Source organism: Clostridium sp. LIBA-8841, from assembly GCF_034439435.1.
Lineage (GTDB): Bacteria > Bacillota > Clostridia > Clostridiales > Clostridiaceae > Sarcina.
The window spans coordinates 174,522-189,197 of the sequence record NZ_JAPCKJ010000004.1; the positions used below are offsets into that span (position 1 = coordinate 174,522).

Annotated in this window: 13 protein-coding genes; 1 reads left to right on the forward strand and 12 read right to left on the reverse strand. The window is 25.9% G+C overall.

Annotation, left to right across the window (positions count from 1 at the left end; all coding sequences use genetic code 11):
• Window positions 1–15 precede the first annotated feature (15 nt).
• From OIF33_RS11835 to OIF33_RS11890, 12 genes are all read right to left on the reverse strand, one after another.
• The gene (locus OIF33_RS11835; RefSeq protein WP_322504465.1) at window positions 16–1,053 is read right to left on the reverse strand and encodes an FUSC family protein; all 1,038 of its coding nucleotides are present in this window, start codon (window positions 1,051–1,053) and stop codon (window positions 16–18) included.
• A gap of 434 nt (window positions 1,054–1,487) precedes the next feature.
• Window positions 1,488–2,033, reverse strand: a complete 546-nt coding sequence (locus tag OIF33_RS11840) for a VTT domain-containing protein (RefSeq protein WP_322504466.1) — start codon at window positions 2,031–2,033, stop codon at window positions 1,488–1,490.
• 16 nt (window positions 2,034–2,049) lie between these two features.
• Window positions 2,050–2,247 carry a hypothetical protein gene (locus OIF33_RS11845; RefSeq protein ID WP_322504467.1) on the reverse strand — a complete coding sequence of 66 codons (198 nt, stop codon included), beginning with the start codon at window positions 2,245–2,247 and terminating at the stop codon, window positions 2,050–2,052.
• 317 nt (window positions 2,248–2,564) lie between these two features.
• Window positions 2,565–3,707 (reverse strand): HAMP domain-containing sensor histidine kinase, encoded by a 1,143-nt coding sequence (locus OIF33_RS11850; RefSeq protein ID WP_322504468.1) that lies wholly within the window; start codon window positions 3,705–3,707, stop codon window positions 2,565–2,567.
• Window positions 3,704–4,387 (reverse strand): response regulator transcription factor, encoded by a 684-nt coding sequence (locus OIF33_RS11855; RefSeq protein WP_322504469.1) that lies wholly within the window; start codon window positions 4,385–4,387, stop codon window positions 3,704–3,706. The genes OIF33_RS11850 and OIF33_RS11855 overlap by 4 nt, the downstream gene beginning before the upstream one ends.
• Window positions 4,388–4,759: 372 nt before the next feature.
• Window positions 4,760–5,338 (reverse strand): class I SAM-dependent methyltransferase, encoded by a 579-nt coding sequence (locus OIF33_RS11860; protein WP_322504470.1) that lies wholly within the window; start codon window positions 5,336–5,338, stop codon window positions 4,760–4,762.
• 165 nt (window positions 5,339–5,503) lie between these two features.
• Entirely contained in the window at window positions 5,504–7,738 is a 2,235-nt protein-coding gene (locus OIF33_RS11865) for an MFS domain-containing histidine kinase (protein ID WP_322504471.1), read from the reverse strand.
• Window positions 7,713–8,417, reverse strand: a complete 705-nt coding sequence (locus OIF33_RS11870) for a response regulator transcription factor (RefSeq protein ID WP_322504472.1) — start codon at window positions 8,415–8,417, stop codon at window positions 7,713–7,715. The genes OIF33_RS11865 and OIF33_RS11870 overlap by 26 nt, the downstream gene beginning before the upstream one ends.
• 249 nt (window positions 8,418–8,666) lie before the next feature.
• Window positions 8,667–9,299, reverse strand: a complete 633-nt coding sequence (locus OIF33_RS11875; protein ID WP_322504698.1) for a hypothetical protein — start codon at window positions 9,297–9,299, stop codon at window positions 8,667–8,669.
• A 235-nt stretch (window positions 9,300–9,534) separates the two neighbouring features.
• A complete protein-coding gene (locus tag OIF33_RS11880; protein WP_322504473.1) occupies window positions 9,535–10,860 on the reverse strand; it encodes a glycosyltransferase in 1,326 nt (441 codons plus the stop codon).
• Between the two features lie 75 nt (window positions 10,861–10,935).
• The gene (locus tag OIF33_RS11885) at window positions 10,936–11,445 is read right to left on the reverse strand and encodes a DedA family protein (protein WP_322504474.1); all 510 of its coding nucleotides are present in this window, start codon (window positions 11,443–11,445) and stop codon (window positions 10,936–10,938) included.
• A 262-nt stretch (window positions 11,446–11,707) separates the two neighbouring features.
• Window positions 11,708–13,507 (reverse strand): FUSC family protein, encoded by a 1,800-nt coding sequence (locus tag OIF33_RS11890; RefSeq protein WP_322504475.1) that lies wholly within the window; start codon window positions 13,505–13,507, stop codon window positions 11,708–11,710.
• A gap of 346 nt (window positions 13,508–13,853) precedes the next feature.
• Between OIF33_RS11890 and OIF33_RS11895 the strand changes: the two genes are divergently transcribed.
• A complete protein-coding gene (locus OIF33_RS11895) occupies window positions 13,854–14,639 on the forward strand; it encodes a helix-turn-helix domain-containing protein (RefSeq protein ID WP_322504476.1) in 786 nt (261 codons plus the stop codon).
• Window positions 14,640–14,676 lie beyond the last annotated feature (37 nt).

Sequence of the window (14,676 nt, forward strand, 5' to 3'; positions counted from 1 at the left end):
ATAAATAGAACTTCCTTAAAAGCCATTACTTACTTTATCCATAGATCTACAGATTTTCTCTATCTCTTCATCTTCTTTATCTAATTTTAATTTTCCATAAATAACTTTGTTCACTATTAAACCTATTATTATCCCGACACTTATAAATCCTATCCTCATAGGCACTGAAATTCCTGGTTCAAATAAAATCATTGCTGCTCCTAAAGCATTCATTGTTATAAAAACTATTTGCACTTTATATTCTTTAACAAAGGTATAAATATAACTTAGAACAAGTAAAACTAAGGTACTAAAATTTGAAGGAACAATATAAACAAATAATAAAATGAATATTGCTGCCCCTATTAAAGTTCCAAAGAATCTTTGTTTTACTCTTGTCTTTGTATCACCAAAATGTGGTTGAGTTATTGACATTACTGTTATACTTATCCACATTGCTTTTTGGAAGCCAAACACACTTCCTATAAACATAGCTATTGATAAACCAACTGCCATTCTTAAAGAAAAGTTAAATTGAAGTGTATTTTTATCCATAGTTTTTATCATTTCAGTAATATTCATATGATCTGAATCATCTTTTTTTCTATGACTAAAATAATAAACTAAAGATATAAGTATTCCTCCAAATAAAAGAGCCACTAGTCTAATAGGAAATTCTCTCCAAGTGACTGGTGTTCCTCCAATAAAAACATAACATAATATAAATGGTAAATAAGCTTTAGTTTCCATCTTATTAGTAACTAAATAGGTTACTATAAATACGCTTATAAAGTTTATTGCTAGTCCTAAAAATGGATTTAACGAACTTAACTGAGTAGAAATTCCCATTAAAACAAAAGATAATATAGTTGTTATGATAGCTTCATTTAACTTTAAGCTTAAGTGAATTGATCCATACATAAGCATTGCCGTTACAGTGCATACACCTATAAGACTATTTGAGCTTCCAAAAACTGCTCCATATAAAGTAACAAAGGCAACTATTCCAATTATCATAATTAAATTGCCTATAAGAAGCTTACCTGTTATTCTCTTTTCTCTCTTTTTCTCCATATGTTTATGCCCCTTTTTTCTTCTTCATTTCTTCTGTCGAGCATTATACCACATTTGTAAAATTTAACAAAATCTATTTTTTATATTTTTCAGTGAAAAAATGAATATTTCTTTGAAGAATTTAAATTAGGTGCATATTTTTTAATTAATATTATGATTTTCTTTAAATCTTATATAATTACAGATATATAACAAAGACTCTACTTTAATTGAATGTTAATTTTATCTAATCCTTAAGACCAAACTTAATTATAAGTGAAAGTCCCAATTTAAATTTGGATTTTCACTTATATAATAGAACTTTAGTTATATCGTATTACTAAGAAATACGCATCAAACAGAAAAAGTCTCTTAACGCTATTATTTTCCGCAGATAAAATTCTACTAAAATTAGCATTAATTCAAAGCATAATCATAAAAAAACAAAAAGTAATTTAATAATTATAGTAATTAATTACGTTCTTATTCAGATTCCTTAATTTGAATATCTCTTTTATTAAAACTAATAAAATTAAAATTATTAATTCTATAAGCACTAGTTCCATCTTACTTAAAGATAAAATATTTGCCACTTCCCATGAGTATGCCAAAGTAAATGAAGTGATTAATTTTGATAATATTGTTATAGGTAAAAACACCTTTAAAGATATTCCTGTAACCCCTGCTCCAACACATACAATTTCATCTGGCAATATTGGAAATATAAATAATAATCCTGTGAATAATATTTCGTTTCTTTTTACATAGCTTTTATATTTTTCTAAATGCTTCTTATTTACTAATTTATCTATTATTTTTTTAGCTCCTAAAACTGATAAAAAATACATAATTAAAATTCCTATTGTAGTTCCTAAAAGTCCTAAAATAAAAGCCTTAAACGATCCTAATGCTGCACTTCCTGCAAGAACTGTTACAACCTCTGGAATTGGTAAAAATATAGGTTGCACTAAACATGTAAGAAAATAAATAATCTCTTTCATAATATTTACCTCTTCCTTATGCCTTATTAAGCTTAACTCTAGTATTTTTTTCTTTTATAAAATAATAAGCTGTAAATGTGCTTATTATCACCGCTAAAGCTAAATAAAATTTATAAAAAATAATTATTCCTAAAGTACTTCCTATAACCCCACTTCTAAAAATCATGTCATTTCTTTTCATAGCTTTTAAATTATCATATCTATCTTTACTCATAACTAATTCTCCTTTTTATTAATTTCTATACTCATATATTAAAAAAACTTTATTAAGATATAATCTAGAAATTTATTAAGAATTATTAAGAGTTTATTTTTTATTTAAACTATACTTTACATAGATATTAACTTTTAACTAAACTTTTGACTTTTTCTTTTTTTAAGCACAACCAAATATAAGATAATAAAAAAAGTATAAATCAGCTAAACTCCATAAATCTTTTTAAGCTAATTTATACTTCTTATAATAAAACTCTAATCTACTGAGTTTTAAGTATCCTTTATTTAATATTTATTTTTAATTCTATTTTAAATTTATATAGGTAATGTCATGTTAAAACTTATTTTATTTTCATTACACTCTGCCCACAGTTTGCCACCATGAAGCTCAACTATCTTTCTAGATATAGCTAACCCCAATCCTGAGCCTTCATTTTCTGAATTTCTAGCCTTATCTAGCCTATACATTTTTTCAAAAATTTTTTCTAAATCTTCTTTTTCTATTTTATCTCCTTCATTTTCAAATATAAACTTCACAATATTTGGTTCTCTTTCAACCGTAATCTTAAACTTACTACCTGGATAACTATATTTCTCTGCATTTTTTATTAAATTTTCAAAAACTCTAATTATCTTTTGTATGTCTATCTCACAATTAATTTCACTAAAAGGATTTTCAATCTTAACATCTATACCTTTTTCATTAAAAAATTGAGTATATTCTCCTATTAACTGATTTAATAATATTGATATATTAAATTTTATTTTTTCTAACTCTATGTAGTCATTTGCTAATTTAGTATATTCAAATAATTCTTCAGTTAGTTTTTTTAAATCTAAACTTTTTTTATAAGCAATATCTAAATATGCTTTTTGTTCCTCTGAATAATCATATTTATTGTCATTTAAAAGATCTAAATACCCAATTATTGATGTTAAAGGAGTTTTTAAATCATGGGATACTGCTACTATAAGTTCATTTTTAGCCTCTTCATTCTTCTTTTCTTTTTCATAATTTTCTTTTAATCTCTCAGACATTATATTTATTCCTTTAGCTAATTCCGAAATTTCATCTTTTCCTATTACATCTAACTTTTTTAGATATTTTTCATTTTTAATCTCACTTAAACTTCTAGTAATGTACTCTAAATATTTTATTCTTTTATTAATAACAGTTAAAAATATCATAAAAAAAATAATTACTGGAAATAAAACCATAAGTAATGAATAAAAATTAAACTCCCTTAATAAGGCTTGCCCCTGTATATAAGGATCTTTTGCTATTGAAATAACACCTGGAATGTTAGAGTTATACCAAGAAATATATATATACTCATTTTGTATTGAAATTGAAAACCCATTGCCTATAAAAAAAGAAATAGCCATACTAATTAATATACTACTTAGTATTAATAAAATTAATCTAAAAGCTAATTTATTAAAGATTTTCTTTTTCATATTTTATATCCAACTCCCCATACAGTTTTTATATATTGAGGATTTTTAGGATCTAGCTCTATCTTTTGTCTTAAATTTGTTATATGAACTACTATTGATGTATCTGAAACAGCAAATTTTTCTCCCCAAACACTTTCATAAAGTTTTTCTACGCTAAATACTACCCCTTTATTTTTTGCTAAACACTCTAATATAGAAAACTCTTTTGGAGTTAGTTTAATATTCTCTTCCCTAATAGTTACTTCATGAGTATTAGTGTTAATTCTTAAATCCTCTATTTCAATTATATTTTTATCCTTTGTACTCTGATTGAACTTCTTGTATCTTCTAAGCTGAGCTTTTACTCTTGCAATAAGTTCCATAGCTCCAAAGGGTTTAGATATATAATCATCTGCCCCTACTATTAATCCCTGTATCTTATCAATTTCTTCCCCTTTAGCTGAAAGAAATATTATTGGCATCATATATTTTTCTCTAATTTTTATGCAAGTTGATACTCCATCTAGCTCTGGCATCATTATATCTAAAATAACTAAATCAAATTCATCATTTTCTATCATTTCTAATGCTTCTTTTCCATTTGAAGCTGTTTCAACATGGAAATTTTCATTTTTTAAATATACCTGAACTAAGTTTCTTATACTTAAATCATCATCTACCACTAATATTTTTTCACTCATAATCTTCTTCTAAATTCTAATAAAAGTAACTTAAAATTTTGTTTTACCTTAGTTTAAATTTAATTTGTACACTTCACTACTTATCTTTATAAAGTTATTTATAACTAATCAAATTTCGAAATGTAACTTTAATCTCAATTCATAATTTAAGATTCAATTAACTATTAACTTAAATAATATAAAACTTTTATTAGAAGACTCCCTCCTTTAATTTTTATATAACCTTTAATACATTTATTAAGAATCTAAGATATCCTAATTGACATAATCTAAATAATTTACTATTTGATTATTTTATCCTATAAATCCGTACTTATAAATTCATATATGCAAAGTCACTTTTGAATTCTAAAATATATTTAAAGCAATATTCTATACTTTTGAACAAACTCTAGATTGATTTCCTTGAAAGGTTAATACATATGCCGGAGGTAAATTTATTAAACTTCTCTTTACCTTCATGTCATTGAAGTACTCATTAAAAAATTTCTTTTTAGCTAATGAATACTGAAATGTTATTAAATATCCATTCGCTTTTAAGACCTCAATTGAAGCTTTTAATATAGCTTTTGATACTTCTTTAGGTAATGAAGTAAAAGGTAATCCAGATACTATATAATCAATACTCTCTATATTAAGTTCTTCTAAGTAAAACTTAATATTTTCGGCACTATCATTTATTATTTTAACATTTTTCTTGTGTCCATATGTATCATTTAGACTTTTATAAAACTCATAATTTGTTTCAAAGACTAAAAATACAGTATTCTCTCTTTTTCGTGCCATTATCTTCTCAGTAAACACTCCAGTACCTGGCCCATACTCAACTATACAATCACAACTTTTAAAATCTATATCTTCTATCATTTTATTTGATAATTCTTTCCCACTTGGCGCAATAGCTCCTATAAATTTAGGTTCCTTAATAAATTCTTTTATGAAATCAAACATCTTATTTCCTCCACTCATTTAAAACTTAATAAAAAAAAATATCCATTAGGCTAATTAAAAACTAACTAGCTTAATAGATATTTTATAGATTAATCTTTAAGTCCTTTATAAGATTAATGTTAAGATTTCAAAAGAAATTATTAAGAATTCTTAAGAAAATTTGTTTTAGTTCTTCTTGAAGTTTATTATAGATTTGAATAAATCTCCATCTACTTCTATATTGAATCTTCCTCCTTGAAGTTCAACGAAGCTCTTAACTATTGCAAGCCCTAATCCTGAACCCTCTGTGTTACGAGATTTATCTCCTCTTACAAATCTATCTGAAATTTCATTAACATTGAATGTTATTTCTTCTGCAGATATATTTTTAATAGTAATTTCTACATCTGATTCTCTATCTTGAAGTTCTACATATACTCTTGAATTTGGAAGAGCATATTTAACCACATTTACTATTAAGTTTTCAAAGACTCTGTAAGTTCTTTGACTATCTAAAGGTAAAATCACCTTATTGTCTGGCATTGAAAGCCTAACATCTAATCCAGCTTCACTTATTTTGTCATCTAATTCTATGATAGCTTGCTTCATAAGGTATGAAATATCTACATTCATTATATTTAAGCTAACATTTCCACTAGTAGCCTTACTAACTTCAAATAAATCTTCTATTAAATATTTTAATCTTTGAGATTTCTTATCTAGAGTATCTAGATAATCCTTTCTCTTTTCTTCATCCTCTTCTCCTTTTAAAAGATCAACGTAAGCAATTATTGATGTTAATGGAGTTTTTAAGTCATGAGAAACATTTGATATAAGCTCTGTTTTCATTCTTTGACTCTTAACCTCCTCTTCAACTGCTGCTTTGAATCCCTTTTGAATATTATTTAATTCATCTCTCATTGGATTAAAGAAACCACAATCTTCATCAGTCTTAGAATCTAAGTTTCCACTTGCTATTTCCTTAGTTTTTTCTAAAAGCTTATTGTAGTCATCTTTCCACTTATTAACGTACTTTCTACCAAAGTATAATAAAGCTGCTGAATATAAAATTACTCCAAATATGCCAAAGAACCAAACTAAGCAAAGTAATGATACTAAGATAAAGTTAATTCCTATAAGTATTACAAGTACTTTATCACTTTTCTTATTTAAATCTATTCCTTTAATATATCTTGATATTTTTCTTATACCTGCAAATATAACTTCTTTAAATCTATATATTAATACCTGTTCTCTTAAATATTTTTTGAATCCCATATTAAAAATATTCTTAATATAAGTTATTCCAAAGAATATTCCTCCATATATAAATATCCAGAAAAGTATATTTAAAATATATGCAATACTATCTAAATACCATATATCTGCACTCTTTAGAACATTTAAAAGATCACCATTTAGGGTTTGAGCTATTATTAAGGATCCACTTTCCACAATTATAGGAATAGCACAGGAAGCTATAATTAAAAATAACTCTAAAGGCATTTTTAAAAGCTTATTGAACCATAATATATCCTTTGAATATTTAAATGGTATTATTAAAGCTAATAATGCAGAAATTATAACTCCTACTAAAACGAATATGCTACTTGCATCCCTAATTGCATAGTCGTCTCTATTAAGTTCATTATAGTATAGCTCATCTCCAACTTCTAAAGTATTTGGGACTGCATACACAAAGGTCATATTTTCTATTGGTTTAGCATCATACTCATTGTTTAAATGCATGTAATCTTCATAATAACCATTATTTGAGATTAGTGATTGCTTAACTCTATATTCATCCTCACCATAAATATCACCTATAGTAAGCTTTCCTCTATCATCATATTTTAAAGTTACAGAGAATCTATATTTACTGCTTACATCTGAATTTCCCATAGGATAATTCTTAGCAAGTCCTTCTAATACCCATGGATTTTTTTCATTGGTATAAACTAAATCTCCATTTTCATCTAAAGCATAAACTTTTAAGTTCACTAGATTATTTAAATCTAAAATCATTCTTTTAACCGATTCATTTAACTCTACTATATCTTCCTTTTTAGCTTCATCATAACGACTATTTTCTTTATTTATATTCTCTCTTTTTAAAGTAAAGAAACTCTCTCCTGGGACTAATTCCTCTCCTGCATCATTTGCCTTTTTCTCTAAAGAATCATAATAAATAGCATAATTAGTGTTCTTTATTTCTCGTTTTAAATTTCCATTATTAAACAAACTATAATTACTATCATCATATGCTTTTGAATTCTTTTCTATTATAGGGTAAGATAAGCACATTCCCACAGATAATATTCCTAATAAAGTTACTATTATTAAGGTAATAATCCAATTTGTTTTTCCATCTGTTTTAATTATTTTATTTTCTAAATTACTGCTTTTCGATTTTATAGCCAACGCCCCACACCACCTTCAAATATTTTGGATTCTTTGGATCTATCTCTATTTTTTCTCTTATATTTCTTACATGGACCATTACAGTATCAGTGTTTACTGCATTTTCATTCCATACTCTTTCATAAATCTCTTCAGCTGAGAAAACTCTTCCTGGACTTCTCATAAGTAGGTGAAGTATTTTAAATTCTATTGGAGTTACTTTTATTGATTCTCCATCTAAAGTTACTTCTTTTCTATCTACATTTATTTCTAATCCACCAATAGCATAAGCATTTGATTTTTTCTCATCTTTCTTCATCATATTTAAATATTTTGAATATCTTCTTAGTTGAGAATTAACTCTTGCAAGAAGCTCTAAAGGATTGAAAGGTTTTGTTACATAATCATCTGCACCAATATTTAATCCCAAAATTTTATCCATGTCCTCTGATTTTGCTGATAACATTATTACAGGGAAATCATATTCCTCTCTGATCTTCATTACCATTGTTGCTCCATCCATCTTAGGCATCATTATATCCGCTATAGCTAAATGAATATCCTCTCTTTCAACTATTTCTAATCCTTCTAAACCATTGCTTCCTTTAAACACATTGTATCCTTGGTTTCTTAAATATATCTCAATAGCATCTGCTATTTCCTTTTCATCTTCAACAACTAAAATATTAAACTTATTCATTTTATTTCTACTTCCTTCCATACTATTAATTGAAATTTCTTAGAACCCTATTGTTAACTCAAAAAAATTAACAGTAGTTTAAATTACAAAGTATTAACTTTAAGCTCAATCTTAGGTGAACATTTATTTTTAACTCTCCTCTTAGACCTAGCTTAATTTTGAATTACTCTTAAACTCCCATTAACTTCATAATCTTTTGTTAATCCCAATTATTTCAATATAATAATATCATAGAAAGCTTTTTTATTGTTAAGAACATAGTCTCTCTTTGACTATTTCCTTATATTCTTTAAAATTTGTTAACACATCATTATCTATATTTCCAAAAACATCTGCTGAAAACTGTATCTTAGTAAAAGGAAGTGGTATTCCATAGTTATCCCATCTGTTTTTCAATTTTAATTTTCTTGAGTGTTCAACCTTTATTCCTACAAAAGGCTTCTTAGAGTCTTTCGCTAGGGAAAAAGCTATTTTCTTAGGTTCATGTAATGGACCTACTGGCCCATCTAAAGCCAATACCACAACTGATTCTGCTCTGCTCTTTTCTCTTAATTCCTTAAGAAAATTCTTCATTTTAACACCATCTGGCATTCTTAATGCATGAGCTCCATATGAGTTCAACATGTATTCTATATACTCTCCCCTAGAATCTGCTGTAACAACTACATTTACATCTAACTCCTGATTTTTTTTGACCTTATAATACCGGTTTAACTTCTTTAGTAGGAGATTCATGGAATAACTATCACCATGCCAAAAACCTAAAATACAATTATCCATGATTTCATCATCTATCTCATAAAAATTCTCAAAGCTTACTGTACTTGTTTTTAAAACAAAATCCAAGTAAACCTTATAAGCCCTTTTTACAACTGCCTTCACCAATTACACCTACCCCTCACTATATTTTAAAGTTTATTTATTTTTCGCTAGACCTTCAGACCTAGCTTAATTTCGCAAAGTATTACTATCATCTACTCCAGAATAATGCAATACTAACTGCTCATTAAGATGATCTTACAGTTCTATCTAAAAATAAATACTCTAATAAAATAAATTCTTTTTTAACTTAGATTACATAATCCTAAAATAACCAATTGAAATTTTGGACTTTCACTTAAGCTTTTAGATTAACCTTTTTTAAAATTGTTGATAAGCTCATATAATTTCTAAAAGTATCTCTGTAGCCTGAATATGCTTTTTTCTTATACACTAAAAAGCTATACGTTTCTTCAACCTCTTTTGCTATATTTGAAGCCATGTATTTTAAGGCCGTATCATAAGCACCCTGTTTTAATACTTTAAATAACTCCTTGTTTTCTAATATTTCTTTTATTTTTAGGCTCCATTCTGAAGTGTACTCTTCAGTCATAAAGCCATTTTCTTTATTTTTAACAACTTCTACAACTCCACTTGCCTTTAATGCTACCACTGGAACTCTTGCAGCCATTGCTTCTAGGAGAACTATACCTTGAGTTTCAGACTTTGAGGAAAATAGAAATAGATCAGAAGCTCTATAATAATTAGTTATTACCTTGTTGTCTATGCTGTTTAAGAACACTACGTTATCCTGTAATCCTAATTCATTTATATTTTCTTCAAGTTCTCTCTTATAAGGACCTTTCCCTATAATCATTATTCTGAAGTTATCACCTACCTTTTCTTTTAGTTCATTTAATCCTTTAATCATAAAGTCTAAATTTTTCTCTTTAGTTAATCTTGATACTGTACAAAATAAATATTTTTTATCTCCTTTATACTTTTCTCTAATGTCTTTAACTTCTTTATTACTCTCCTCATCCTCTTTAAAATAAGATTCATCTAACCCTGTAGGCATAATCTTTATATTTGATTTCACTCCAGTTTCTTCTAAATAATCTTTTATTAAAGCAGTAGGTGAGAATATTAAATCACAGCTATTAGAAAATAATTTTATATATCCTGGTACAAACTTTTCTTTAGTGTATTTTAATAGTTTCTCTTCAGCTTTTCTTAAAGGATTTATTGAATTATCTTTTTGATGTTTTTCTAAGATTTCATATGCCTTTATATTGTGTAAATACTGTTCATACCTAGTATGGTATGTGAAGATTAAAGGTACATTATATTTTTTACTTAAGTATTGAGCCGTATTTCCTACTAACATTGGATGATGAACATGTATAACATCTATATTTAACTTCCTAAAATACTTTTCTATGTCTAAATCAAACATATTGGGAATAACTATTTCCCCCTTTAATTTTTTGTTTTTTAAGGATTTATATCTTATTACATTTTCTTCTTCATCACTATTTATTTCGTATAAAGTTTCATCATAACTTGGTGCAAAAATATAAACTTCATGTCCAAGGTTTCTTAATTCTTTAGATAATCTTTCTATAGATATTGGCACCCCGCCTACAAAAGGTTTATAGTTGTTAGTAAACATTGCTATTCTCATTTTTAATCTCCTTTCCCCAAACTCTTTTTATATTTCTAAATCTCTATCTAAATTCTCTTTTATAACTTAAACCTCTTATCCAAAGAACTGTAGAATCTTTTCTCCAAAGAAATATCCAGATGATATTAAAGCTGTATTCCATATTAAAATTCCTAAGGCTGAATAAGCACTATATTTTATAAAGTTTAATCTTAAAACTCCTGCTGGTATTGCTATTACTGTTCTAGCCATTGGAATAAGCTTACTTATTAAAATTCCTGCATAACCTTTTTCTCTTAAATACTCTATCTTTTTATTTATGAAATCTTCATGACTTGGAAATTTATTTAAATATTTTCTAAGGATGATATCACCCCCAAACCTTCCTATACAGTAAAGTATCCAACTTCCCAAAAGCCCTGCTATTACTGATACCAAAAGTGCCACAAAGAAATTCATATCACTTCTTGAGATTACTACCCCAGCAGCTGGCATTATTATTCCTGCTGGAAAACCTGGTAAATTCATATATTCCAAAAGAATAATAACAAATAAAAATACAAGTCCATATTGTGCAAAATAATTATTTATAGTTCCTAAATCCATACCCCTTACCCCTTCTTAATTAATTTCTATATCTAAAAAACTTCTACCAAACTAAGTTTTTCTCTTCTCATTTGCTATACTCTTATAATAAATTCCAAAAATAAAGAAACCCCTCAGATAAATCTAAAGATTTTCTAAAGAGTTTCTTAATAAATTTTTAGTACAAAAAAATTCTCCTATATTCCTAATCAAAAAAAGAGGCTATATCAAAAATAACTTTAAATTAAAGTTTTTATATTCTCTTTTTTTATTTGTTATCTTATTAATTATTTTCTTTGCATTCTTTCTCTATTTTATTAATAAAGTTATTTAAAAAAGTCTTATCAATAACTAAACCAGATGAGGAAACTTGCCATTTTGAATAGTGAGCTAATAATATAAATAATCTCATTCTTCTTATGATGTCACTTTGTTTCCTTACAAATTGATTAAATGAATCACTATTTTCAAACTTCTCATTACCTATTAATTTTGATTCTAAGAAGCTACAGTTTAACATTAATCTAAATACATTTTCATTATTAAACCCATTTTCTATTGCATTTCTTAATTCTTCAATAAGATTATTAGTTAATTCCACATATCTATCTTTTAAATCATGAATAATATTGGATTTGCTATATGGAAAAAAGTATTTATTTGCTATTAATGCAATTATTGCTCCTATGAAAACATATATAAATCTATGAAAAGCAGGTATCAATACTTGTCCATGGCCTTCTAAACTTAATATTAATAAAGCCATGCATATAACCTTTTTATCATAATCAGTAAACATATAATAACAAAATAAAAGAATTAGCATTAACAATTGCATAGGAATAGCTTTAGGAATAAATGTATATATAATCAAATACATTGAAACCCCTAATACAGTTCCTTTAAATCTATGCTTTGCTTTTGTTACAGTATCCTCTTTAAAAGGTTGAAGAAGTACAAAAACCGTAGTAACCATCCATTTTCCCTGTGGAAGTTTTAAAATTTCTAGAATGAAAATTGCTATAGATACTGTTAGAGCTACTTTAAATGAATAAGATACTCCTAAGCTTCTTAATCCCCAATTGCTTTTATTTCTAATTAATGCTTTAAAATTCCTTTTGCTTTCATATATGCTCTTTAATTCATCTTGTTTATACTTATTTAAGTGATTAAACAGTATTCTTAACATTCTAATAAGTTCAATACCTTCTCTTATTTCTTTTTTATCCACTTTATAAGGACTATATTTTTCACCTAAGTTTTTAAAAATACTATTATCATCCACCAGAAAAACTTTTTTATTTAAAGCATTTTCCAGTGCTTCTAACTCACTTTTTAAGATTTCTAAATAATCTTTTTTAAAATTTTCATTTAAATTTCCTTTTCCTGTATTGTAAATTATAGTATTTATTCTTTCTAATATAAGAATAATATTAAAATAAATATTATCTTTATTATTTGACATGAGAGCATTACTATTTCTTTCATCAAGTAAAAGCATTAATTTTCTTAACTCTTTATGTATATTGGAATTTTCTTCTTTTTTACAATTTCCATTTAATATATTCTCTATTTCCATTTGAAGATTCTTTATAATTCCTAAAATTATATTTTTAGAACTTTTCTTAAACTTATTTTTATTAAAAATAAAGTTTATTATTATTATGATGAAAACCCCTAATATTATTGCAATTATCCTCTTAGGTAAGTTTTCTAAGGTCGTAGGATCTTCCCACATAATTATATAAGTCATCAAGAATAGATAGGCTATACTACTCTTAAACTCTCTCATATAAATAAATAAAATACTAAATAAATTTATAGTATTAATAATAAGGCCTAAGAATGGATTTATTGTTATAAAATATGAACTTATGGCCAAGTACACATTTAAACCTATGAATGTAGCTGTTTTGTAAACTGGATAAGCTGTTAAATCAATCCTTGTAAGTGCATAGCTTGTCAGTCCTATCATCATTCCTATTCCACCATTTTCCAAGCCGAAAACACTTCCATAAAAAAGCATTAATACCACAGTAATAATGCCAAATAATAAAGCCTTACCTATCTTTTTTTTATCCATAAATCCTCCTTCTATTTTTATCTTTTGTAATATGCAATAAAATCTATAAATGCTCTTAAAAGCTTTGGTAAATACTTTTATTGATAGCATTAAATTCTTCTATTAAAATTCAAAACTGTAGTTTTCTAAGTAATTTTAAATTTAGGCTATGTTTTAAACATATTTGAAAGTCTAACTAAAATTAGTATTCACTTAAAACATAACTTTAATTTAAAGCAAAATTAGAGGGAGTAAAAACTCCCTCACAAATAATTTTTGGGTTTAATTTAATTTTAATAATACTTATTATAAACTCTAGTATAATACTAGAGTAAAGAATAAATTTTAAAATGAGGTGAGATTTTTTTTGGATAAACTTTTTTCCATAGGCGATGTTTCTAAAATAAATGAAATTTCCATAGATAGATTAAGAAATTACGATAAAATAGGATTGCTAGTTCCTTCTCATATAGATCCTAAAACTAATTATAGATATTATTCTGAAGATCAATTTAGAAAACTAAGATTTATAAAATATTTAAGAAAAATAGGAACTCCCTTAAAAGAAATTGATTTAATTTTAAATAAAAATACAGATTCTAAAGAATTCACAGATTTCCTAGATAACAAAATAAACTATATTGAAAAAGAAATTGAAAGTTTAGAAATAATTAAAGATGATATTTTAGAGCTTAAATTAAACTTTGAAAATAACATTAAGGTTAGTAATATTAACTATATTTATAAAAAACATTTTGATGAAAGATATGTACTAAAGAAAAGTATTAATAAGCCTATAAATTTTGTAGTTTCCCATAGAGAACAGGTTTTTTCAGAATTTAAAATGGAAATAAATAAAATTATTCAGAGTCGATCTTTTGAAAAGGGAATTTATATTAAAGGCTTAGGTGACAGAAGCAAGGATAGTTCAGAGATTTATTTTCTCTTAAAAGATTATAAAAAATTACATAACTTTGTTATACCTAAAGGCGAATATCTATGCCTTTCTTATGAAGAGGATCAAAGAAATAATGCTATATATGAACTTAAAAATTATATAGAAAAAAATAATATAATTATTAAAGGACCTATATTAAATGTGGTTCTTTCAACACTTCCAAAAGAATATTTTCAATTTCAAATAAGAATATAAAGTTCTTTTGTATGTTTAATAGCTTTTTATAATTTTT